Raw genomic sequence first — 21256 nt, forward strand, 5'->3', positions numbered from 1 at the left:
CAAGTGAAGCATCGCGACAGTCGGCTCTGGGCTGCATCTCACCGGTCGTCACAGACAATTCGGTGCCAGAAGCGGACGTTTAGGCGAGTTCTGAGCGAGGTGCAGGAAATAACAGGTAGTTCCGTCACCAGCGATTGCGGCTAGTTGCGTACTGGTGTGTTCACGATTCGAGCAGCTTCTTGAAGTATTGGCTGCAATTCCGACAACAACTGCGGATTTCTCGCTGCAGCAGCCTCCAACCATCGGGCAAATCGGATCTTAAAATCCGGGTCAGCGGCGAGCACGTAGTGATGCGCGAGATCGGGGCGAGGGCGAATATGCGTCTTAATCGATCGGAAAATCTGCGACGACAGTAGTTCGGCGTGCGGCTCGTCAGTGAGCCTAAGTTCTCCGTCCACAACTGCTTCTTCTCGGAGAGCAACTGGAAACAGATTCTCCATACAGCCCGGCCACTCATGCTGTGGAACCCGAAGTGCAGTCATCTGGTCGCGGAATTCAACGCTCAGTGGAAGCCGACGCCACCAGACGCCGCTCGAATTGTTTTCGATCCACCTGCCCCCGGCGTCGAGTCTTCCATTCTTGTAAACGCGCCGCCCCTCCGCATCGTTGTCCACGAGTACTAGGATCTTCCGGGTCGGGGCAATCGAACTGAGAATTCGGCCGTCGCAACCGAGACTCTCCATCTTCGTCGTGCCTCCGGCTGGGAGAATATCGAACGGACAAGCACCGCCGATAAGCAGGCGCCAAGTGGCATCTAGGATTATCTTGTCGGCCTCACCTTCTACGAAGAGTATGGATCTCTCCATAGCTTGGAGTTGCTGTTGCAAGTCCGCTGTTGCCTGTCCCATTTGTCGGATCTTGGCATCCGCTTCTTTCAGGTACGAACTTACAACCGCCAGGTGTGGCGCCTCTCCCATAAGCTCGCCTGGAGCACTGCCGTCTTCTTGACGAAGCATTTTCACGACCGAGTTCAGCCGCTCTTTCCGTGAGTAGGAGCGCGATACGAAGTAGCGCTGAACTTGTTCGCTCTCAAGGGTAAAAAATGCTGGGCTGTGACTGGTCAGGAACACCTGAATGTTTGGTTCCCTAGAGAACTGCTGAAAAGTCTCTGCCTCTTGGATTGCGTTGGCGAGTTCAAGTGAGTTCTCGGGCTCTTCGAAGCCCCATAGGAAGTAATGCCCTGTATCTCTCTCCGAAAGAAAAGAAAGAATGAGTGGAATATGTCGCACCTGTATTCCATCGCCCCGCTGCAGCGTAAGGCTGTAAGAGTCCCCAGCCTCAGAAGTCGTCTCAAAGTCGAGAGAACGAAAAAGATCGGTTAGATCTTGCGGCGTGGAGACCGCACTGTTGATGCCCAACCCGTTCAGAAGCCCTTGCGTCAGGTCGGCCGTTCGCTCTCGTAGCGCGCCAGCAAAACCGCGTAGCGATTCTGAGAAATCCTCATGAGCGGCGATGCGCTCGTAAATCTGAGATTGCAGCTGCTCGAAAATCTTCCGATCTTTGATCGCGGGGATGTAGTAAAAGCGAACTTTGTTCAGAAATCGCGTCAAATACTGTTGCTGCCGCCCCTCGAAGGGAGAGCTCACCTGAGGGGTATCTTGGTTTGTGACACTCCATTGCTTTTTGACCCAGAACGAGTCGCCTAGTGACGCTCGCCAGCTTGGCGGTGTTTGGAACTCGATTTTGACGTAGACGAACTTTTTTATGTTTCCGTCATCGGCATCTGCACGCCGGGAGTGATTGAAGTCTCTTTCAAATCTGAAAGGCTGACCCGGGTTCGTCTGGTTGTTGAAGAAAAGATTTAGCGCTCGAAGGACGTTGCTCTTGCCGGAGTCATTTCGTCCGAACGCGATGTTCATCGGACGACACTCAGAAAGTTGGTCCTTGTAGATTGAGCGGAAGTAGGCAACCTCAATGTTGGTGACGAGCTTCATCAGCTTGCGCTCGTCGGTGACACTTTTATCGGGCCAGGCCCGGCGACAGCTTCTATACGTGAAGTGAGTCGTATTGCCAGTTCTTCCGGCGTCTCCCAGTCGATACAGTTGAACTGCCGTATGTCGAAATGAAGGTCGCACAGGTCACTCTTTCGGCAAGTCCAGAACACTGGCAACCCCCGACCTAAGGCGTATCCAGCCTCGAAGTAGACGCCACCTCGATGGCCTGTGAAGTCAGCAACAAGAAACCGCGACGCGTTGATCTGACGAATTATCTCGTCGTCGATCCTGTTTATGTGTTCAACTCTATCGATGCGAAGCGGGTCGTAGCCCGCTGCGAGAATACCTTTCTGAAACCCATCCTCGTAAATTTTGTTCAGTCCGGGATCAAACCACATCGCGATGAAACCTTGCGACGAAATCGGCTGACGTCTTTCAACATCCTCAAGTCGCATGTAGCCGTCAGGCAGAATTTGGCAGTCTCCGCCCGTGCCGAGGAATTTAAGGTTCCCTCGATTTTCTAGCATTCGTGCCAAGTAAACGACATCTTCCTTGGACGCAGAGTATGTTGCTGCCAGAAATCGTGGCTCACTGATGTTGAATGATGCTCCTAGCGGTCCAAGCCCCCGTCGGGCTTCTCGGAGCAGACCGTCGGACCGATCAGAAATCGACGACGGACGTCGCCTTAGTACGTTCTCCAGAACGACGCTCGTAATCAATGGAACTGAGCCGGCAACAAATTGCTCACGCACCCATCCAGACAGCGTCGCTCGAGCTCGCCTGTCTCTCGCCCGACGGAGCAGCGATCCGGCAGTACCAGAAAGTCGAAAGTGTCCACACCTTGGGCAGGACTGCTCGATACCGTCGAAGCCGCTGGGCAAAGTCTCTGCTTGTTGGTCGAGGCAGATTTCACAAGGATCCAAATCGACTTCTCTCAAGACAACTCCCTTCATAGTTCATATCGATTACTGAGCCCAACGCGGATTGGATCGCCGAAGTGCGGTGACCGATGGCCGCAGGGCAGTTTCCGAAACGCGATTCGCATTGGTAACAGTCCCTTAGAACGCGCCTAATTTGAGGGCTCGCCGAGTTACACCGCAGACCCCTCTGCCGATGGTCGGGACTTCACACCTGCCGCAATTTGCAGTCAAGACCCCGGCAACTGCGAAGGTCCGCTTTGGGCTGGTTTTAGCCGACTAAGCCGGCGCTTGATTGGCATCCCTTTTTGCCGACCTTCTTTCAGTCATCTGATCGAGCCGATCTACGAGATCTTCGCTCCGAAGATGGGTATATCGCTTGAGCATTTGCATCGACTTGTGTCCGCTGATGGCAGCGACTTCTTGATCGCCAAGGCCGGATTCGACCAATCGACTGACCGCTTCATGACGCAAATCGTGGAAGTGAAAATCATATAGCCCGGCCTTGGACCTGACCGCAGCCCACACTTTGTTGAACTCATAAGGCCGACGGACCCCGCCTTCGCCCGGTTCGCCGAAAAAGATGAGGTCAGTATCCGGCGGGCGAGCAGCATGATTGAGTGCTTCAACGAAGATTGCGGTTGCAGTCTTGGTCAGGGGCACCGTGCGGGCAGTGGTGTTCTTGGTGTACTCAAGCCGAACGATACGTCGCGCCGTATCCACTTGATTGCAGCGCAATGAAGTGATCTCCGATGACCGCATTCCTGTTTCCAAGGCAATGCGCACGATCCATCGGAGCATCGGATTCGAGTGCCGATCAACGTAAGGCATAAGCCGATCTTCTTCGGCTTGAGACAGTCGGCGATTGCGACCAGGTCCTGGTGAGGGTTTCGAGATCAGCATCACGGGGTTGCTCGTCACACCCAGTCGCCATTCCTTGATGACCAAGGAAAAGAGATGGCTGAGCAGCGCCAGCTCCAAACGCACTGTGTTGGGAGCCCTCCGTCGCCGCTCGCCTGTATTGGGATCGATATCGCCATTGAGTCGCTTATCACGAAATGACGCCACCAAATCTGGAGTGAGCGCGGCTAGCGAATAGCTGCCGAGTTCGCGCTTCAACGTGGCGATACGGCGGACTTCCGACGCTCTGGAGCTTGGTCGCTTCCTAGGGGTAACCTCCGTTTCGTAACGTTCGAGGGCGGCCTTAAGCGTTGTCCGCTCCGATGGCGCGCGCTGGATGAATACGCCGCGGACCATCTCGTCCTCGATGCGCCGCGCCCAATCTTCGGCGTCCTTTTTCAGGCGAAAGGTCTTGCTGCACGTCGGCCATCCTGTCAGTCGAACGACGGCTTTGTGTCTGTAAGTTGGCGCGCGGCCAGCCTTGTTATCAGGCGTTCCATTCTTGGACTTCGCGAGCACCTTCACGAACGTGGCCATCGCATTCTCCAATCGCTGCTGTACCAGATTTGTACCTGGCGCCAATTTGGAGGTGAATGGTGGGCCCTGCCGGACTTGAACCGGCAACCAAGCGATTATGAGTCGCGTGCTCTAACCGATTGAGCTAAAGGCCCTTTTTGATCATTCACTCTCTGCGGAGCATTGTTGAAGCTAGTGACCCCTTCGTCAATGACTTGGGGATTATGAGTCCCCTGCTCTAACCATTGAGCTAAAGGCCCGTCCAAGCGGCAACGCCGGGCGCCGCGAGGGCGGGATTTTAAGCCTTGTTGGCTCGGGCGTTGCGCCGCGCCTGACCAGGGCCGTAGCCGTGGATGCGCTTGAAGCCACGGCGGAACGCGGCTTCGGTTTCAAAACCGAGTTGGCCGGACACGGCGGCCACCGACAGGCGCGGATCGCGCAGCAAGCGCAGGGCTTCAGTCATGCGCCAACGTGCCAGGTAGCGCATCGGCGGCTCGCCGAGCACTTCATTGAAGCGCTGCGCGAAAGCGGCGCGCGACTGGTGCGCGCGTTCGGCCAGTGAGGCGACCGTCCAGCTGTCACCAGGCGCGCCGTGGATCGCCGCCAGAGCCGGTGCGAGGCGCGGATCGACCAGGGCCGAGAGCAGGCCGCGCAGTTCGCCGCGCTGCTGCAGGTGATGCCGCAGGGCGATCACGAACAGTGCGTCGGACAGCTTGTCCATCACCGCGCGGCTGCCGAAGGCGCGCCGCTGAGCCTCGTCCCGAAGCAGGCTGGCCAAGCCTCGCAGGCTGGGGCCGCCGGCAGAGGAGGGCACCACCAGGCAGGGCGGCAGCGCCTGGATCATTGGCGCGGCGGCCTGACCTTCAAACTCGAACTCGCCGCATAGCAGTACCGCGCTCGCCTGGTCGGACTCCTGCGCCGGCTCGGCGGCGCTGCACAGCAGGTGGGCAGCGCCACCGGGGAACAGCACCAGGTCACCGGCCTCCAGGCACAGCGGCCGGGGCAGGATGTCGGCGCGGATGTAGCAGCGCCCCTGCTCGACCAGATGGAACCAGGCCAGGGGCGCGTCGGGCTCGGGCTCTTCCCAGCGCCCGCACAGTTCCAGCCGGTCGGTGAGCCGCGCCCTCAGCTGGTAGGCGGCCAGCAGGCTCTGCAAGACGCCTTCTGCGGGGCTGGCATCCAAATCGGGGGTGACTGGGGTTTCGGACATAAACGCTGGACGGGGGCAACCGGTGTGACGCATCGGCTCTGCCTAGTATGGCGGCGTTCCTCCACAGAGCCAGTCATGAAACCCCTCGTTATCGCCCAGCGCCTGCAGCAAGGACTAGACGCCAGCCGTGCTGCCGATTGGCTGGCGCCGCTGTTGCTGCGCCTCTACCTGGCGCCGGTAATGTGGATGGCAGGCTGGAACAAGGCCATGGGTTTTGCCGATACGGTCGAGTGGTTCGGCAATGCCGACTGGGGCCTGGGCCTGCCGTTTCCGACCCTGATGGCGGGTCTTGCCATCGGTGCCGAGCTGGGGGGTGCGATCAGCTTGCTGCTCGGGCTGGGGCTGCGCTGGATGACGCTGCCGATGATGGCCACCATGTTGGTGGCGATCTTCACTGTGCACTGGCACAACGGCTGGCTGGCGATCTCGGAGGGCATGGGCCTGTTCGCCACCGAGCGCACCCTGGAGGCCACCGCCGCCCTGGCGCGCGCCAAGGAGCTGCTGATGCAGAGCGGCGAGTACGAAGAGCTGACCCGGCATGGCTCGCTGGTAGTGCTGAACAACGGCGTGGAGTTCGCGGTGACCTATCTGGTGATGCTGCTGACGCTGTTCTTCACCGGCGCCGGGCGCTATCTGAGTCTGGACTACTGGCTGCGCCGCCGGCTGGACGCATCTGCGGCGGTGAAGTCGGCGTAAAGTGCGGGTGGCCCGCCTAGAGGCCACATCATTTCAATCACGACCGGTCTGTCGGTCACTGCAACCCTGGAGATACATCATGCGCAATCTCAACAAGAAGCCCCTCGCCCTCGCTCTCGGCACCGCCTTCGCCCTCTGCGGCGCTGCCCCGGTGTTCGCGGCCTCCGACCTCTCCTCCGGCTACATGGTCGCCTCCCTCGGTGACGCCAAGACCGGCGAGGCCAAGTGTGGCGAAGCCAAGTGCGGTGCCGACAAGAAGGCTGCCGAGCACAAGTGCGGTGAAGCCAAGTGCGGCGCCGACAAAAAGGCCGCCGAAGCCAAGTGCGGGGCCGACAAGAAGGCTGCCGAGGCCAAGTGCGGTGCCGACAAGAAGGCTGCCGAGCACAAGTGCGGCGAAGCCAAGTGCGGCGCCGACAAGCCCAAGACCAACTGAGCAACGCTGATCTTGCCCAGTCTGGCGATGCAAACCCGCGCCCTGTCCTCGGCGATCCCTCAGGTGCGTGGCGCGGGTCTGGGCTTGCGGCGGGCGCTGCTGGGCCCGCTTTCGGATGTGCAGCCGATGCCCGGTCAGGGCATCGGCTTTCTTGAAGTGGCGCCGGAAAACTGGATGCGCACGGGTGGCCGTCTCGGTCGCCAGTTTCGCGCCTACACCGAGCGCTTTCCGTTTGTCGCGCATGGCCTGTCGCTGTCGATCGGTTCCCCGGCGCCGCTGGACGAGGACTTCGTCCGCGCGCTGAAAGTGTTTCTCGACCAGCACGGCATTGCCGACTACACCGAACATCTCACGTTCTGCTCGGACGACGGTCATCTCTACGACCTGATGCCGATCCCGTTCACCGAAGAGGCGGTGGACTACGTGGCGGCGCGCGTGCGCCGCGTGCAGGACCTCCTCGAACGCCGCATCGCGCTGGAGAACGCCAGCTACTACACGCCGCTGGCCACCGAACTGAGCGAGGCCGAGTTCATCCGCGCGGTGATCGAGCGCGCCGACTGCGATCTGCTGCTCGACGTCAACAACCTCGTGGTCAACAGCATCAACCACCGTTACGAGGCCCGCGCCTTTCTCGACCAGCTGCCGCTGGAGCGGGTGCGCTATCTGCACCTCGCCGGGCACTACGTCGAGGCCGAGGACCTGCGCATCGACACCCACGGCAGCGATGTCGACGACCCCGCCTGGGCGCTACTGGACGAGGTCTACGTGCGCCTGGGGCCGGTGCCGACGCTGCTGGAACGCGACTTCAACATCCCGCCGCTACCGGAGCTGATGCAGGAGATCCAGCGCATCAATGTTGCTCAGGCTCGGGCGCAGCCTTTAACCAGGATCGCGCATGGCTGAGCGTGTTGACGGCCTGCGCCCGCGCTTTCAGCAATTGCAGTACGCGTTCACCGCGCACCTGCGCGATCCCGAGCAGCACCCCGGCCCAGCCGGCATCGAGGAGCGGCGACTGCGGGTCTACCGCGAGCTGTTCTACAACAACGTCGAAGGCTTTCTCGCCAACGCCTTTCCGGTGATCCGGCAACTGCTGCCCGACGCCCACTGGCACGGCCTGGTGCGTGACTTCTACGCCCGCCACCAGTGCCGCGACCCGCTGTTCAACGGCGTCGCCGAGGAATTCGTGCGCTATCTGCAGGACGAGCGCGGCACCCCGCCGGAAGACCCGGCGTTTCTGCCGGAGCTGGCGCACTACGAATGGGTGGAGCTGGCACTGTCGATCGCCGAGGACGCGCCCCACCCGGACCGCGCCGAGCTAGGCGCGGGCAAGGTGTCGCTGGCCGACCCCAACGGCGATCTGCTGGCGGCGCCGCCCTATGTGTCGCCGCTGGCCTGGACGCTGGGCTACGACTACCCGGTGCACCGCATCGGTCCGCAGTTCCAGCCCGGCGAGCCGGGCGCGGAGACCACCTGGCTGGTGGTCTATCGCAGCCGCCAGGACGAGGTGCGCTTTCTGGAGATCAACGCGGTCACCGCCCGGCTGCTGAGCCTCGCGGAGGAGCAACCCGAGGCCAGCGGCGCGGAACTGATCGCGCGAATCGCCAGCGAGCTGGGTACTGCGGCGACGAGCCTGATGGCGCCCGGCCTGGCCATGCTGCAGGGCCTGCGCGAGCGCGAGGTGATCCTCGGCACCCGGCGGCCGGCACCGCCCGCCACTTGAAAACCCGGCGCGGCGCCGCATCCTGGCAGGCCGACTGCCGTCACTGACAGACCATGGAAAACACTGAAAAAGCGACCTTTGCCGCCGGCTGTTTCTGGGGCGTGGAATACAAGTTCGGCCGCCGCCCGGGGGTGCTGTCCACTGCCGTCGGTTACGAGGGCGGGCAGCTCGCCCAGCCCACCTACAAGCAGGTGTGCACCGACCGCACCGGTCATGCCGAAGTGGTGGAGCTGCGCTTCGACCCAGCGCAGACCAGCTACGAAGCGCTGGTGCGCTACTTCTTCGAGATGCACGACCCGACCACGCTCAACCGTCAGGGCGAGGACGTCGGCACCCAGTACCGCTCAGTGATCTTCACCCACAGCGAGGCCCAGCAGGCGGTGGCCGAGCGGGTGCGCGCGGAGCTCGATGCCGGCCATTTCGCCGGCCGCATCGTCACCCGCATCGAGCCGGCGGCCACCTTCTGGCCGGCCGAGGAGTACCACCAGAAGTACGGGGAAAAGCACCCGAACCTGGCCTGCACGCTCTAAATCGCGAGCACCGCCGGAGCCAGGCCCGGAACTAGGCCCAGGACACCACCACCTCGCGCGGCCCTTCGTAGGGCAGGCGGCCATGGCCGGTGGAGGCGTTGTCGATCACCACCACATCGCCCTGCTGCCAGGGGGTGATGACCAGGTTTTTCCAGATCGCGCGGATCACCGCATCGACCTCGGCGCTGGGGATCTCGCTGCCGTCGGCGAAGGTGGCGTGCATGGCCTGGTCTTCGGCGGCGACCGTGCGCCGCTTCCAGGCGCTCAGCGCCCGCGCCAGCGCCCAATAGCGCAGGTGGCGCAGGCTCGGGCGCAGCTTCAAGACCTGGAAGTATTCGAGGTGGCCGGCGTCGAGGTGGAAGTTGTGGATGTGGTTGAACCACACCGGCTCGCCGGTGACCGGATGCGGCCGCACCGGCTGGTGATGGCTGATCAGCGCCAGCCGGTCGTTGTCCTTCCACACCGGCTGGAAGCCTTCGCGGGCACAGGTCGCTTCCACCACCGCGCGGTCGCGGGTGTTGAACATCTCGGTCCACTTCTTCAGCTCGAAGAAATCCTTCTTGGTCTCGCCGGGGCCGGAGTAGTTGCGGATGATGCGCAGGCCTTTCTTGGCCCAGCGCTCGCGCAGTGCCGGGTCGAGATCGCGGTAGACGGCGCGGAAGTCCACCAGCGGCGTCTCCCCGAATTTGCCCGGCGCAATGGTGCAGGCAAAGAACAGCCGCGACGGCGGCTGGGCGGTGAACGACATCTCGTTGTGCGCCGGCAGCGGGTAGAAGTCCGGCAGCTCACTGGCCGAAAACACGTAGCCGCTCTTGCTCAGCGCGACGCGCGGCGAGGAGCCCAGGTACTCGTTCTGCAAACCCGGCTCGATGGCGCGCGCCACCACCTCGACATCGTCGACGCCACGCACGCCGAAACCGCGGAACAGCAAGGCGCCGACCTCGTGCAACTGCTCGGTGACCCAATCCCGATGGGCTTCCAGCCAGGCGCTCAGGCCGGCGACATCGGCGATGCCGGCCGGCTGTACCAGCAGCGGCAGGCGGGCGGAACTCAGCGAGAACGGCGGCGGGTTGGCGGACATGCTTGGCACCAAGGCGGGGAACTGCGCGCATCCTCCCGCATTTCCCGGGGTATCAGTAAATAGCAATTTGTTCATAACCTAGGCAGAACAAAGTATTGGTCGGCCTTAGGCACGCTTGGGCACAGTGCGCGCCTTTGCCGGCTCCCTGCCCATGAGCGCCCTCGATCAGGCCAGCATCCATTTCTCCGCCGAAAGCCTGCGCGTGCTCAATCTCGCGCTGGCCTTCCTGATGTTCGCGGTGTCGTTGTTCATCGAGCGCGAGCCGCTGGCCAAGCTGCGGCGACAGCCGCGCGGTCTGCTGGTGGGGCTGGTCTCGCAATGGCTGTACATGCCGCTGATGACGGTGGCGCTGATCCTGCTGCTGAAGCCGCCACCGGGCCTGGCCCTGGGCATGCTGCTGGTCTCGGCCTGCCCGGGCGGCAATGTCTCCAACTACCTGTCGATGCTGGCGCGCGCCAACGTGGTGCTGGGCATCAGCCTGGTGACCATTTCCACCCTCACCGCCGCCGTCGCCACGCCCGGCTTGTTCGCGCTAACCGCCCGCGCGGTGGGCGCCGCCGGCGCCCTGCCCGAGCTGCATGTCGATCTCGTCGGCATGCTCTGGACGGTGCTCGCCATCGTCGCACTGCCGCTGTTCCTGGGCGGCCTGTTCAGGCACTACGCGCCGGCGCTGGCGCTGCGCATCCGCCAGCCGCTGCGGATCGCCGCCGGCCTGCTGCTGCTGGCCTTCATCGTCGGCGGCTTCGCGGGCAACTACCGGCTGTTTCTGGAACACATCGAGGCGCTGTTCGGCTGGGTGTTCCTGCTCAATGCGCTGGCCATCGCCGGCGGCTACGGCCTGGGCTGGCTGTTCCGGCTGCCGGAGGCCGACCGTCGCGCACTCGCCATCGAGACCGGCATCCACAATTCCGGCCTCGGCCTGGTGCTGATCTTCAACTTCTTCGACGGCTCCGGACCGATGGCGCTGATCGCCGCCTGGTGGGGCGTCTGGCACATTCTTGCCGGCGGCGTAGTGGCGGCGGTGTGGTCGCGGATTCCGCCACGGACGGGACTCGAGGCTTAGTCGCGGCGCCGTCCAAAGGTTCAAGCGCCGGTCCGGCCTTGCCCTGGCGATGCCGCCAGGGTCATCCGGACAGCCGTTGAGCGTTCTAGCGGAACAGGAAGTACAAGGTGCCGAGCACGATCGCCGTCGCACCGATGGCGCCGATCACGAACGACACCTTGCCGGTCCAGCGATTGTCCTTCTCCTTCTCCGCCTGGCGCTGCTTCATGAAAGCGACGGTGCGGGTGAACTTCTCTTCGTTGTTGTCGGACGACACGGCAGGCTCCTGGAGGGCGAAACAGCAGCGGGCGGCGATCGCAATCCACCCGCCCGGCGATGACGGCTAGGGTAACGAATACCAGCGCGTTCAGGGTACCCGGCGCTACGCAAGCAACAGGCCAGGACGCGGCTGACCTCAGCCCGGTTCGCGCGCCCAGTCGGCGTAGAACGGCGGCAGATCGGTGGACGCCCGGGAGGCGTAGTCCGGCGCGCGCTTTTCCAGGAACGAGCGCACCCCTTCCTTGCCGTCGCCGAGGCTGGTGTAGAACATCGCCAGCGAATCGACCCGGTGCGCCTCAATCGGATGCGCCTGGGCGGAGTTGCGGTAGAGCATCTGCCGAGCCAGAGCCACCGCCACCGGCGAGCGGTGCTCGACAAACTTGCGCGCCAGCTTGTAGGCCTCCGGCAACAGTTGATCCGGCGCCACGACCGCCTTCACCAGTCCGCCGGCGCGCGCCTCGTCGGCGCTGAGGATGTCGGCGCTCAGCACCCACTCCAGCGCCTGGGAAATGCCGACGATGCGCGGCAGGAACCAGCTCGAACAGGCTTCCGGAACGATGCCGATCTTGCCGAACACGAAGCCGATGCGCGCCTTCTCGGAGGCCAGCCGCACGTCCATCGCCAGGGTCATGGTGGCGCCGATGCCCACCGCCGCGCCATTGATGGCGCCGATCACCGGCTTCTTGCAGCGGTAGATCGCCAGCGTCACCCGCCCGCCGGTGTCGCGCACGCCGTCGTGGATGGCGGGGTCTTCGAGACGCGTGCGCATGTCGTCCAGCGTCGGCCGCTGACTCTCGTCGAGGCCGAAGACATTGCCAGGCTTGGAAAGGTCCATGCCGGCGCAGAAGGCCTTGCCAGCGCCGGTGACGACGATGGCGCGTACCGCATCGTCCTCGCTGGCACGGTCGAAGGCCGCGACCAGCTCGTTGGCCATCTCCACCGTGAAGGCATTCATCTGCTCCGGGCGGTTGAGGGTGAGCGTGAGGATGCCGTCGGCGACGGCGTAGTCGAGGGTGTTGTAGTCGTGGCCCATGTGATGTGGTCTCTCTCCAGAAAGGGACGACAGCTTAGGCGATGCCTGCGATTGAATAGATGCATATCTGGACTGGTCAGGCGGTCTGGCTCTCGGATCAGTGGCACTCTGCCCAAGACGGTCTATCCGACTGCAGTCGCTCCTTGCTTCTCACCCCCATGCCGGGGCAGCATCGCCGCTGGGCACCAGGAACGTCTGGGCGAGCACCGCGCAAGAAGACGGGATGAAAGCGACCGCGTTCAAGAACAAGTGTTTAGAACCCGACTTCGGTGCCCGGTCCAAAATACATATGGCGACGGTGTTCCGTCTGTTGGCTGGTAGCTCCCATGAAAGAAATCCTGCTTGCTACAAGCGCTGAACAACTAGGAGGCGCGCTTGCCCAGCTAGACAGAGATGTTCCCGAGCGCCATGCCGGCAGGCGCAACCAACACGCTGAGCGCTACTGCATTGCTCACCTGCTGGCCACTATCCCCGTCTCTAGGCTGTCGTTTCCGCTGGCACTCGCGCACGCCGACAAGCCGGACTTTGTGCTGTCCATGCCAAGCGGTTCTATCGGCATCGAGCACACAGAGGCTGTTCCAGAGAATGTCGCCCGGGCACAGTTCCTACGGGATAAGGGCTCAGGCCCGGACGTGTTCTTCACGCCACACGCAACTCCAGGCGAGCCTCGTAAGACTGCCGCCGAACTGCGCGAAGAGATTGAAGCCGATGAACCTGGCGATGGCTGGGTTGGCGATTCTGCCGAGCGTGAGTGGGCAGCGGCAATCACCCACTATGTCCAGGGCAAGATTCCCAAGGCCACCGCCCCGGGATTCGCACGCCACCCAGAGAATTGGCTTATGGTCTATGACAACTGGCCATTGCCCCACATCAGCTTCCGAAAGGCAGCCGAGTTTCTCCATCCACTTCTAAAGGACATCAACGCGTTCGCTGTTTTTGACGCAGTTTTTATCTTGGACGATTCGCAGATATGTGAGCTTCGAGACTCTCCAATCATCTACTCACTGACGAGGTAGCCTGGATGCAATCCGGGGCCTCCTTCTCACGGCAAGTGTTGACCCGGATTACATCCGGGCTACCTGGACTACTCAGCTTTGCAGCGGCCCGCCTCTAGGCCGCCGCTGGCGTCTGGTTGAGCTTTACGTCGCTCGGCGGATGCAGCACGCAGCGGGTGCCGCCGGGGGTGTACATGCTCACCACGCATTCGTTGCAGGCGGTGCAGCCCGAGACCGTGGCGGTGCCGTCGCGAAATTGGTTGACCAGGTTCGGCTCGTGGATCAAGGCGCGGCCCATCACCACGGCGTCGAAACCCTCGCCCAGCACCTGCCGCACGCCGGACATGGATTTCGCACCACCGAGATAGGCCAGCGGCATCTGCACCGCCGCGCGCACCTTCAGCGAGTGCTCGCGCAGGTACAGCTCGTGGAAGGGCACCTTTGGCTCCCAGAGCTTCATCAGCCGGGTGGCCAGCCGCACCACCGGGTTGTCGATCACGTCGGTGGCGGCCTTGGGCATGTTGCTGCCGAAGATCGCCCAGGGCGATTCCACGTTCATGCCGCCGCTGAGCACCAAGAGATGTGCGCCCTCGCGCTCCAGCGCCTGCGCGACCTGCACGGCGTCTTCGGCGGTAGCGCCGCCCTTGAAACCTTCGGTGACGCATATCTTGCAGGTGACCGCCAGCCGGTCACCGACCGCGTCCAGCACGCGGCGCAGCACCCGCGCCGGATAGCGCACGCGCTCGGCGGCGGTCTTGCCGCCCCATTGGTCCTTGCGCTTGTTGTAACTGGGCGAGATGAACTGGCTGAGCAGATAGCCGTGGCCCATGTGGATCTCGACCGCGTCGAAGCCGGCGCGCTCGGCACGCAGGGCGGCCTGCACGAACTCCTCGGCAACGCTCTCCAGATCGGCCTCGGTCATCGCCCGCTTGAAGAATTGCCCACTGATCGAGCCCGGCGGATTGAAGCCGCCGGAAGCGCTGATCGGCCGGCCCGCCGATTGCTTGACGAAGGTGAAGCAGCCGCCGTGGGTGATCTGCGCGCAGGCGGCGCCGCCCTCGCGGTGCACCGCGTCGGTGAGCGCGCGCAGGTGCTTGAGGCTGGGTTCGTCCAGCGTCACCTGATCGTCGAAGGTGCGGCCGTCGGCGCTGATCGCGCAGTAGGCCACCGTGGTCATCGCCGCGCCGCCGGCGGCCATGCGCCGGTGGTGCTCGACCAGGGCCTTGGAGGGCACGCCGCCCTTGGCCATGCCCTCGTTGGTAGCGGACTTGATGAAGCGGTTGCGCAGCTTCAGGGGGCCGATTTGCAGCGGAGTGAAGGCGGTGCTCATGGTTCTCCTAGTTTTTCCCTGCCATCCATGGCGCGACGGTGCACTCCGTACCCGCCCCCTGCCCGGCCATCCATGGCCGGGCGTTCGGCACCGCCGCGAGCAGTGCTCGCAAGCCGCGGTGCCTCACCCAAGATAGGCCTGGCCGCCGTCGACGGCGATGCTCTGGCCGTTGATGTAGCGGCAGTCGGCGGTGCAGAGGTTGGCGACGAAGCGGCCAATATCGGCCTCGCAGGCGCCGACGCGCTGCTGCGGCACAGTGGCGACGAAGGCGGCAGCCTCTTCCGGCCGCGCCGCGCTCCAGCCGGCCATGGCCGGCGAGTCCGCCAGGGGCAGGATGCAGTTGGTACGGATGCCTTCCTTGGCCCACTCGCAGGCGGCGGCGCGGGTGAGCTGGCGGATCGCCTCCTTCACCGCCGAGTAGGCGCCGTAGCCGGCGGCGTCCCAGCGGTAGGCGGCCGAGGAGGCGAGGTTGATGATGTTGCCGTCGCCGCTCTTCTTCAGATGCGGATAGGCGAGGCGCATGAGCCGGAAGGTCGCCAGCGGGCCGGACTCCCAACCCGCCGCGAACGCCGCCTCGCTGAGGCCATTGAGCGTGCCCAGCGGCACCTCCTGCGCGCAGTTGACCAGGATGTCGAGGCCACCGAGCTGCGCCACGGTCTCTGCGACCACCTGCTCCAGCGAGCCGGCATCCTTCACGTCGCAAGCCAGCGCCAGACCCCGGCTGCCACGGCGTCCGATCTCGGCAACAGTGCCTTCGAGCTTGGCGAGCGTGCGTCCGGTCACCGCCACCGCAGCGCCTTCGGCCGCCAGCGCGTAGGCGATGCCCTGCCCCACGCCCTGTCCGCCGCCGGTGACCAGTGCGATCTTGCCCTTGAGCCTCTGTGTCATGTCTGCATGTCCTTGGGTGTTGAGTGATTACCAGCGCAGCGTGGCGGTCGCACCGAAGGTGCGCGGGTCGAGAAAGTAGGAGGGCGTGAGACTGCCGAAACCGGGGCCGAAGTCGATGAAGTTCACCGGCTCGTCCTCGTCCAGGGCATTGCGCACCCACAGCGCCAGCTCGCCGCTGGCGGTCTTGCCCAGCTTCAGCTTGCCCAGCGCCAGCCGCGCGTTGAGCAGGCCGTGGGCGCTGACCTTGGTGTCGCCGGCCACTGGCGCCGCCGTGTTGGTGGCGGCAATCTGGTAGGGATAGGTGTAGTAGGCACTGGTGTAGGCGTAATCGACCAGGGCGCGCAGTTCACCGAAGGACAACCGCGCCAACTGCGCGTCGGCCACCAGGTTGAAGGTGCTCTGCGGCGCATGGACGAGCGCGCGATTGTCGGCCTGGTTGGTCTCGACGCCGAGGTTGGGATCGAGGTCGATGAACTCATCGTACTTGCCGTGCAGCCAGGCGTAGTTGGCCTGCAGGCGCAGCGCCTTGATTGGCTGCACCACCGCCTCCAGCTCCAAGCCCTCGATGGTCGCCTTGCCGGCGTTGCGGATCACCGAGGCCGCCGCGCCCGAGGCGGTGAACACCGACACCTGATAATCGTCGAGCTTGTTGTGGAAGATCGCGCCATTCAGTTGCGCCCGGCCACCGGCGAAACTGCTCTTGGCGCCCAGCTCCAAGGATTTGAGCTTTTCCGGCTTGAACGGCGTCTGGGTCTCGGCCACGTTCTGCGCCGGCGACAGCGTGGTGTCGCTGAACTCACCGTTGAAGCCGCCGCTCTTGAAGCCCTCGGCATAGCGGATGTAGGTGCTGAGCTGCTCGTTGAACTTCCAACTGGCGCTGACCGTCGGCGTAAAGGCATCGAAGGTCTTTTCGGCGGCCGTGCCTTCCGGAATGAAGTAGAAGAACGGCGCTGGCGCGGCGCCGGCAACACCGAAGGTGCGGGTCAGGCCCTTCTTTTCCGAGGTGTAGCGCAGGCCGGCGCTCAGGCTCAGCGGGTCCAGAACCTGGTAGTCCAACTGGCCGTAGACCGCGCGGGCATTGGTGCGGGTGCCGTAGCGGGAGTCGTAGTTGGCGTTGCCAGAGAAATAGGACTGCGGGTTGTTGGTATCGCCGTCGTCGCGGTAGTAGTACAGGCCGCCGACGTAGTTGAGCGCACCACGGCGGCCCACCCACTGCAGTTCCTGGGAGGCTTGGTCGAAGTTGGTCAGGCGCTCGGTCTGCGCGATGGCCAAGGGCGAACCGTCGTAGTCACCGCCGTCGTTATTGACCAATTGCCGGTAGGCGCTGATCGACTTCAGCGTGTCGTTGGTACCCAACTTGTAGCTGAGAGTCGCGGAGCCGCCCTTGACGATCACCTTCTGGTACTGCGGGCCGTTAACTGCTGCGGTTTCCTGCCGTTCCGTCGAGGCAAACGGAGAGAGCAAACCGAACAAGAGGCTCCCCCCAGGAGCCAGCGGGCTGAAGGCGCCAGTCGGCCGCAGCCGATAGAGCTGACTGAAAGTGCCGTTCTGATTGATCGCCGAGCGGTCGTAGCGCAGCGCGGCCTGGAAGTCCTTGCTGAAGTCGATGTCGGCGGCGAAGCGGAAGCCGTTGCTGTGGCGGTCGTTCATTTCCGACACCGAGCTGCCCGCCTGGGTCTCGACCCAGCCGTCGCGCTGCTCCGAGCGCGCCGCGAAGGACAGCTTGGCGATGCCGAAGGCCGGCAGATCCACCGAGGCCTTGCGCACCCAGGCGCCGTAGTTGCCGACATCGGTGCTGACTTCGCCCCCCCATTCGCCGGTGGGCGGACGGGTCACCAGATTGATGGCGCCGCCGATGGTGTTGCGGCCGTAGAGCGTGCCCTGCGGGCCACGCAGCACTTCCACTCTTTGCAGATCGACGACATCGAACACCGTGCCCTGCGATTTGCCGAGGTAGACGCCGTCGATGTAGATGCCCACCGCCGGATCCCAGTAGATCGCCGGATTGATCTCGGAGTTACCACGGATGGCGATCTGCGAAATGCTGTCGTTGGAGGGCGAGCGGCTCACTTGCAGACCCGGCGCCAGCGCGCTGAGGTCGGCGACGTTGTCGATGCCGCGTGCCTGCAACTGCGCCTTGTTCATCGCGGTGATGGCAATCGGCACCTCCTGCAATTTTTCCTCGCGCTTCTGGGCGGTAACGGTGACCGTTTCCAGCACCGTGGAGCCGGATTCCGGCGCGGATTGGTTTGGCGCCTGGGCCTGGGCGGGGCCACACAGGGCCGAGACGGCGCTCAAGGACAGCCACACAAGACGGGGCTTGCGACGCATGCTTCTTCTCCTCTGCACGTGGTACCGCTGTTTTTTTTGGCCATTGCTTGCGAATGGCTCCAAACCCACGATAGGCAGGGGTCTGCGGCGCTTCGTCGTCCGCATGGATTAGGGCCGGCTTCGCGCCCCCTGTGCCGGCGGCGGCGCAGGCTCTGGCGCGGCGGCGTGGCGAATCAGGTGGCCGGGGTCCGGCTCCGCAGCCGCGCCAGGAAACCCATCAGCCGTCCGGCGACGCTCGCCTCTTCCGGGGCTTTCACCGGCTGCACCACATGCCGCTGCGCTAGCTTGGGCGCGGCTTTCAGCGCCCGGTGATGCTTGAGCGCCGAAGCCAGGTTCATCGCCAGCGGGCCCTTGCGGATCGGTTTGGGCAGCAGACGGAACACCTGGCCCTCGTTGATGAGGCCCACCAGGGTGCCGATGTCCTGGAACGGCGTCAGCACCATGCTCACCACCTCCGGGTGCTGGGCCTTGAGCGCCTTGAGCACGCCGGTGAGTCGTTCGCCGCCAACTTCCAGCTCCGACACCACCACGCCCACCGGCTCGCGCTCCAGCAGGGCGAAGGCCTCGTCCAGGCTGCGCGCCCAGAGCACCGGCTGGCTGGGGCCGACCAGCTCCTGCACCACGCGCGGCACCTCGGCGTCGTCATCGAGCACCAGGATGCGTTCACTGGCCATGGGTGCGACGAAGCTGCCGGTGCCGGTGAACAACTGCTGGCTGCTGGGCGCGGATAGCGGCGGCGCTTCCAGCAGCGGCGCCGGCGGCGCGTCGAAGGAGGCGCGGGCGATCTGCGCCGCCTGGGCGACGGTCGAGCGGATCTCGTTGGCGTCCCAGGGCTTGTTGAGAAAGCGGAAGATCTCGCCCTCGTTCACCGAGTCCACCACCGCGTCCAGCTCGGAATAGCCGGTGAGCAGCAGGCGCATGGTGTGCGGGCTTTTCTCCTTGACCTGCCGCAGCAGATCGGCACCGCGCATGATCGGCATCTTCTGGTCGGAAACGATCACATGCACGCGCTCGTTCTCGACAATGCGCAGCGCCTCGTGGGCGTCGGTGGTGACGCGCACCTCGTATTGCAGGCGGAACAGCATCGCCAGCGAACGCAGGATGCGTTCCTCGTCGTCGACCAGCAGCACGGTGGGGCGGAAGTGCGGCAGGCCGATCACCGCGCGGCCGGCGCCGGTCCCGGGGGATTCCGCGTCGTTCATGCCGCCTCCTCGACCACACGGGTGGTGCCGCCACGGACCGAGACCTTGGCCGGAAGCGCCAGGGTGAAGCAGCTGCCGTGACCCACTTCGGAGCGCACGCTCAGGCTGCCGCCGTGCGCCTGGGCGATCTGGAAGCTGATCGACAGGCCCAGACCGGTGCCCTCGCCCACCGGCTTGGTGGTGAAGAAGGGATCGAACACCCGCTGAAGGTGTTCCGGCGCGATGCCCTTGCCGTTGTCGGCGACGCTCAGGTAGAGCTGCCCGCCCTCGCTCCAACTGGTGATGACAATGCGGCCCTGCTCGTGCGGAATCGCCTGCGCGGCATTGGTGACGAGGTTGAGCAGCACCTGATTGATCTGCGAGGCGGCGCCGCGCAGCAGCGGCAGGCCCGGCGCCAGTTGCTTGACCACCTGCACGCGGCCCTTGAGCACGCTGTTGGCAATCACCAGGGTCTGCTCGACGCAGTCGTTGAGCGCGACATCGGCGCTGTGCGCGGAATCCAGGCGCGAGAAGTTGCGCAGGTTGATGACCAGATCGCGGATCTGATCGACGCCGAACAGGGTGTCGCCGAACAAGGCCTCGGCATCGGCCAGGAGGCCACTGCCACGCAACTGCTGGTCGAGCAGGCCGACCTGTTCGAGCTTGGCGGCCAGCGCGCTTTCTTCCACCGCCGGGTCGGCGAGCAGTTGGCTCAGTGCCTCGTGCTCGGCCAGCGCCTCGTTGAGTTGCAGGAACACGCCCTGGAGCATCTCGACGTTGTTGCGCACATAGCCCAGCGGCGTGTTGATCTCGTGCGCGACGCCCGCGACCATCTGGCCCAGCGAGGCCATCTTCTCGCTCTGCACCAGCGCCGCCTGCGAGGATTGCAGGCGGCGGTAGGCCTCGGCGGTGGCGGCGGCTTCCTGCGCCAGCCGCAACTGCATGGCCGAGAGCAGATCCATGACCACGCCCATGCCGATGTAGCGGCCTTCATGGGTGATGAGGAAATCCTCGGTGATCGGCGCCGAGAGCTGCGCCGACACCGCCTGCGCCGCCTCGTCGAGGCCGGTGTCGTATTCCACCACCAGCGGCTCGGCGTTCATGAACCGCGCCACCGGCTTGCGGCCGTGGATCTCGCGGCCGAAGCGGGTGAGGAAGATTTCGTTGAAGCGATGCCGGCTGATGGTGCCCACCGGCCGCCCTTCATCCACCACCGGCAGGCACAGCAACTGCGCGTAGCCGGCTTCGAGAATGCGGTCGGCGGCGTCGCTGACGGTGGTGCTGGAACTGATCGGTTCGACCGTGCGGCGCAGACTCAGTATCTGCGCCGACGTGGTGGACGTGGCGTCCATGGAAAGTCCCCGGATTTTTCAGCGCCTGAGCCTAGGCGCCGAACGTGACAGGGCAGTTTCCGATTGATGACGCGCCGCTCACGCCGGGCGTTCCGGCGCCGTTACCGGGCTAACCGCCGAACAGGCGGGCGTGCAGCAGGCCCAGATACTCCTTGAACAGCGTGCGGCTGACGTTGAGCGCCTCGGTGTTGGGCAGCCAGGCCATGCCCGGAAAATGGCCTTCGGAGATTTCCACCGGATCGCAGGCGGCGGGGATGAACTCGATGTCCAGGCCCTCGCGCTGCGCGGCGGCGCGGAAGTTCACCAGCGCTCTCGGCAGATGCCAGCCGGAGCTGAGCAGCAGCACCCGCCGCGCGCCCAGTTCACGCAACAGCGGCAGGCTGTACAGCGCGTTCTCGCGAGTGGTGCGGCTGCGCGGCTCCACGACCAGGGCGGGCGCCGGCACGCCCCAGCGTTGCAGCAGCAGCGCGCCGTCTTCGGCCTCCACCGGGCGCTGGCCGGAGAACGAGCCGCCGGAGTACAGGATGCGCGGCGCCTTGCCGGCGGCGTAAAGATCGCGCGCGAACACCAGCCGGTCGCCGGCGGCGGTCAGATTGGTCTGTGCGCGCCAGCCAGGGATGGCCGGCCCCAGGGCGCCGCCGAGCAGCAGGATCACGTCGGCCTGCGCGGTCTGCTCGGCGGTCAGCAGCGGCTGCTGGCGCTCCAGGCTCGCCGCCAGCTGCGACGCCGCCCAGGGCGTGCTCCACAGCCATAGCCAGAGCAGCGCCAGCAGCACCAGCCAGCGCCGCGCCAGCAGCAGGCCGAGCGCGATCAGCAGGCAGGCGCTGCCCAGCGGAGTCGCCAGCGCCGTACACCACTTCAGAAACAGGGCGAAGTCCATCGCAGGGC

The 21256-nt window shown here is 64.4% G+C and carries 20 protein-coding genes and 1 tRNA gene; 7 read left to right on the forward strand and 14 right to left on the reverse strand.

Translation table 11 applies throughout. The features are described from left to right. Positions 1-140: 140 nt before the first annotated feature. The 5 genes from ED208_RS15385 to ED208_RS15405 all read right to left on the reverse strand — a co-directional run bounded on the left by ED208_RS15385 (position 141) and on the right by ED208_RS15405 (position 5477). On the reverse strand, positions 141-1934 hold the full coding sequence (locus ED208_RS15385; protein WP_123212815.1) for an ATP-dependent nuclease: 1794 nt from the start codon (positions 1932-1934) through the stop codon (positions 141-143). Beyond that, a complete protein-coding gene (locus ED208_RS17175; protein WP_148044776.1) occupies positions 1934-2872 on the reverse strand; it encodes a hypothetical protein in 939 nt (312 codons plus the stop codon). Before ED208_RS17175 ends, ED208_RS15385 begins: the two co-directional genes overlap by 1 nt. 258 nt (positions 2873-3130) lie before the next feature. Continuing rightward, positions 3131-4288: a site-specific integrase gene (locus ED208_RS15390; protein WP_123212816.1), complete on the reverse strand. Its 1158-nt coding sequence runs from the start codon at positions 4286-4288 to the stop codon at positions 3131-3133. Positions 4289-4345: 57 nt separating this feature from the next. Next, a tRNA-Ile gene (locus tag ED208_RS15395) sits at positions 4346-4422 on the reverse strand. A 143-nt stretch (positions 4423-4565) separates the two neighbouring features. Beyond that, a complete protein-coding gene (locus ED208_RS15405; RefSeq protein WP_158608585.1) occupies positions 4566-5477 on the reverse strand; it encodes an AraC family transcriptional regulator in 912 nt (303 codons plus the stop codon). Positions 5478-5552: 75 nt separating this feature from the next. On the opposite strand from ED208_RS15405, the gene ED208_RS15410 reads away from it, so the two are divergent. From ED208_RS15410 to msrA, 5 genes are all read left to right on the forward strand, one after another. Continuing rightward, entirely contained in the window at positions 5553-6173 is a 621-nt protein-coding gene (locus ED208_RS15410) for an HvfX family Cu-binding RiPP maturation protein (RefSeq protein WP_123212818.1), read from the forward strand. Between the two features lie 79 nt (positions 6174-6252). After that, the gene (locus tag ED208_RS15415; RefSeq protein WP_123212819.1) at positions 6253-6606 is read left to right on the forward strand and encodes an HvfA family oxazolone/thioamide-modified RiPP metallophore; all 354 of its coding nucleotides are present in this window, start codon (positions 6253-6255) and stop codon (positions 6604-6606) included. A gap of 27 nt (positions 6607-6633) precedes the next feature. Next, on the forward strand, positions 6634-7509 hold the full coding sequence (locus tag ED208_RS15420; RefSeq protein ID WP_123212820.1) for an HvfB family MNIO-type RiPP peptide maturase: 876 nt from the start codon (positions 6634-6636) through the stop codon (positions 7507-7509). Next, positions 7502-8326 (forward strand): HvfC family RiPP maturation protein, encoded by an 825-nt coding sequence (locus ED208_RS15425; protein ID WP_123212821.1) that lies wholly within the window; start codon positions 7502-7504, stop codon positions 8324-8326. Before ED208_RS15420 ends, ED208_RS15425 begins: the two co-directional genes overlap by 8 nt. 53 nt (positions 8327-8379) lie before the next feature. Beyond that, positions 8380-8856, forward strand: a complete 477-nt coding sequence (gene msrA, locus ED208_RS15430) for a peptide-methionine (S)-S-oxide reductase MsrA (RefSeq protein ID WP_123212822.1) — start codon at positions 8380-8382, stop codon at positions 8854-8856. 31 nt (positions 8857-8887) lie between these two features. Here the strand turns inward: msrA and ED208_RS15435 are convergent, their stop codons facing one another. Further along, entirely contained in the window at positions 8888-9937 is a 1050-nt protein-coding gene (locus ED208_RS15435) for a TauD/TfdA family dioxygenase (RefSeq protein WP_158608586.1), read from the reverse strand. A gap of 124 nt (positions 9938-10061) precedes the next feature. Here ED208_RS15435 and ED208_RS15440 point away from each other — a divergent pair, with 124 nt between their 5' ends. Next, positions 10062-11000: a bile acid:sodium symporter family protein gene (locus tag ED208_RS15440; RefSeq protein ID WP_267897957.1), complete on the forward strand. Its 939-nt coding sequence runs from the start codon at positions 10062-10064 to the stop codon at positions 10998-11000. An 85-nt stretch (positions 11001-11085) separates the two neighbouring features. On the opposite strand, the gene ED208_RS17395 is transcribed toward ED208_RS15440, so the two are convergent. Continuing rightward, the gene (locus ED208_RS17395) at positions 11086-11256 is read right to left on the reverse strand and encodes a hypothetical protein (RefSeq protein ID WP_158608587.1); all 171 of its coding nucleotides are present in this window, start codon (positions 11254-11256) and stop codon (positions 11086-11088) included. A gap of 138 nt (positions 11257-11394) precedes the next feature. Then, positions 11395-12291 carry a crotonase/enoyl-CoA hydratase family protein gene (locus ED208_RS15445; RefSeq protein ID WP_123212825.1) on the reverse strand — a complete coding sequence of 299 codons (897 nt, stop codon included), beginning with the start codon at positions 12289-12291 and terminating at the stop codon, positions 11395-11397. A 326-nt stretch (positions 12292-12617) separates the two neighbouring features. On the opposite strand from ED208_RS15445, the gene ED208_RS15450 reads away from it, so the two are divergent. Continuing rightward, on the forward strand, positions 12618-13307 hold the full coding sequence (locus ED208_RS15450) for a hypothetical protein (RefSeq protein ID WP_123212826.1): 690 nt from the start codon (positions 12618-12620) through the stop codon (positions 13305-13307). Between the two features lie 94 nt (positions 13308-13401). On the opposite strand, the gene ED208_RS15455 is transcribed toward ED208_RS15450, so the two are convergent. The 6 genes from ED208_RS15455 to ED208_RS15480 all read right to left on the reverse strand — a co-directional run bounded on the left by ED208_RS15455 (position 13402) and on the right by ED208_RS15480 (position 21248). After that, positions 13402-14616: an NADH:flavin oxidoreductase gene (locus ED208_RS15455; protein ID WP_123212827.1), complete on the reverse strand. Its 1215-nt coding sequence runs from the start codon at positions 14614-14616 to the stop codon at positions 13402-13404. A gap of 123 nt (positions 14617-14739) precedes the next feature. Further along, positions 14740-15504, reverse strand: a complete 765-nt coding sequence (locus tag ED208_RS15460; protein ID WP_123212828.1) for an SDR family NAD(P)-dependent oxidoreductase — start codon at positions 15502-15504, stop codon at positions 14740-14742. Between the two features lie 27 nt (positions 15505-15531). After that, entirely contained in the window at positions 15532-17835 is a 2304-nt protein-coding gene (locus ED208_RS15465; protein ID WP_123212829.1) for a TonB-dependent receptor, read from the reverse strand. A 173-nt stretch (positions 17836-18008) separates the two neighbouring features. Continuing rightward, the gene (locus tag ED208_RS15470) at positions 18009-19037 is read right to left on the reverse strand and encodes a response regulator (protein ID WP_123212830.1); all 1029 of its coding nucleotides are present in this window, start codon (positions 19035-19037) and stop codon (positions 18009-18011) included. After that, the gene (locus ED208_RS15475) at positions 19034-20368 is read right to left on the reverse strand and encodes a sensor histidine kinase (protein WP_123212831.1); all 1335 of its coding nucleotides are present in this window, start codon (positions 20366-20368) and stop codon (positions 19034-19036) included. The genes ED208_RS15470 and ED208_RS15475 overlap by 4 nt, the downstream gene beginning before the upstream one ends. 109 nt (positions 20369-20477) lie before the next feature. Then, entirely contained in the window at positions 20478-21248 is a 771-nt protein-coding gene (locus tag ED208_RS15480; protein WP_123212832.1) for a YdcF family protein, read from the reverse strand. Between the last annotated feature and the right edge of the window lie 8 nt (positions 21249-21256).

The sequence above is a fragment of the Stagnimonas aquatica genome (genome assembly GCF_003730135.1).
GTDB lineage: Bacteria > Pseudomonadota > Gammaproteobacteria > Nevskiales > Nevskiaceae > Stagnimonas > Stagnimonas aquatica.

Excerpts from the sequence above, each read along its gene's own strand:
- ED208_RS15445 (WP_123212825.1), bottom strand. The coding sequence starts at position 12,291 with ATGGGCCACGACTACAACACCCTCGACTACGCCGTCGCCGACGGCATC.
- ED208_RS15455 (WP_123212827.1), bottom strand. The coding sequence starts at position 14,616 with ATGAGCACCGCCTTCACTCCGCTGCAAATCGGCCCCCTGAAGCTGCGC.
- ED208_RS15410 (WP_123212818.1), top strand. The coding sequence starts at position 5,553 with ATGAAACCCCTCGTTATCGCCCAGCGCCTGCAGCAAGGACTAGACGCC.
- ED208_RS15385 (WP_123212815.1), bottom strand. The coding sequence starts at position 1,934 with ATGAAGCTCGTCACCAACATTGAGGTTGCCTACTTCCGCTCAATCTAC.
- ED208_RS15470 (WP_123212830.1), bottom strand. The coding sequence starts at position 19,037 with ATGAACGACGCGGAATCCCCCGGGACCGGCGCCGGCCGCGCGGTGATC.
- ED208_RS15460 (WP_123212828.1), bottom strand. The coding sequence starts at position 15,504 with ATGACACAGAGGCTCAAGGGCAAGATCGCACTGGTCACCGGCGGCGGA.
- ED208_RS15425 (WP_123212821.1), top strand. The coding sequence starts at position 7,502 with ATGGCTGAGCGTGTTGACGGCCTGCGCCCGCGCTTTCAGCAATTGCAG.
- ED208_RS15415 (WP_123212819.1), top strand. The coding sequence starts at position 6,253 with ATGCGCAATCTCAACAAGAAGCCCCTCGCCCTCGCTCTCGGCACCGCC.
- msrA (WP_123212822.1), top strand. The coding sequence starts at position 8,380 with ATGGAAAACACTGAAAAAGCGACCTTTGCCGCCGGCTGTTTCTGGGGC.
- ED208_RS15475 (WP_123212831.1), bottom strand. The coding sequence starts at position 20,368 with ATGGACGCCACGTCCACCACGTCGGCGCAGATACTGAGTCTGCGCCGC.
- ED208_RS15420 (WP_123212820.1), top strand. The coding sequence starts at position 6,634 with ATGCAAACCCGCGCCCTGTCCTCGGCGATCCCTCAGGTGCGTGGCGCG.
- ED208_RS15435 (WP_158608586.1), bottom strand. The coding sequence starts at position 9,937 with ATGTCCGCCAACCCGCCGCCGTTCTCGCTGAGTTCCGCCCGCCTGCCG.
- ED208_RS15480 (WP_123212832.1), bottom strand. The coding sequence starts at position 21,248 with ATGGACTTCGCCCTGTTTCTGAAGTGGTGTACGGCGCTGGCGACTCCG.
- ED208_RS15465 (WP_123212829.1), bottom strand. The coding sequence starts at position 17,835 with ATGCGTCGCAAGCCCCGTCTTGTGTGGCTGTCCTTGAGCGCCGTCTCG.
- ED208_RS15405 (WP_158608585.1), bottom strand. The coding sequence starts at position 5,477 with ATGTCCGAAACCCCAGTCACCCCCGATTTGGATGCCAGCCCCGCAGAA.
- ED208_RS15450 (WP_123212826.1), top strand. The coding sequence starts at position 12,618 with ATGAAAGAAATCCTGCTTGCTACAAGCGCTGAACAACTAGGAGGCGCG.
- ED208_RS15390 (WP_123212816.1), bottom strand. The coding sequence starts at position 4,288 with ATGGCCACGTTCGTGAAGGTGCTCGCGAAGTCCAAGAATGGAACGCCT.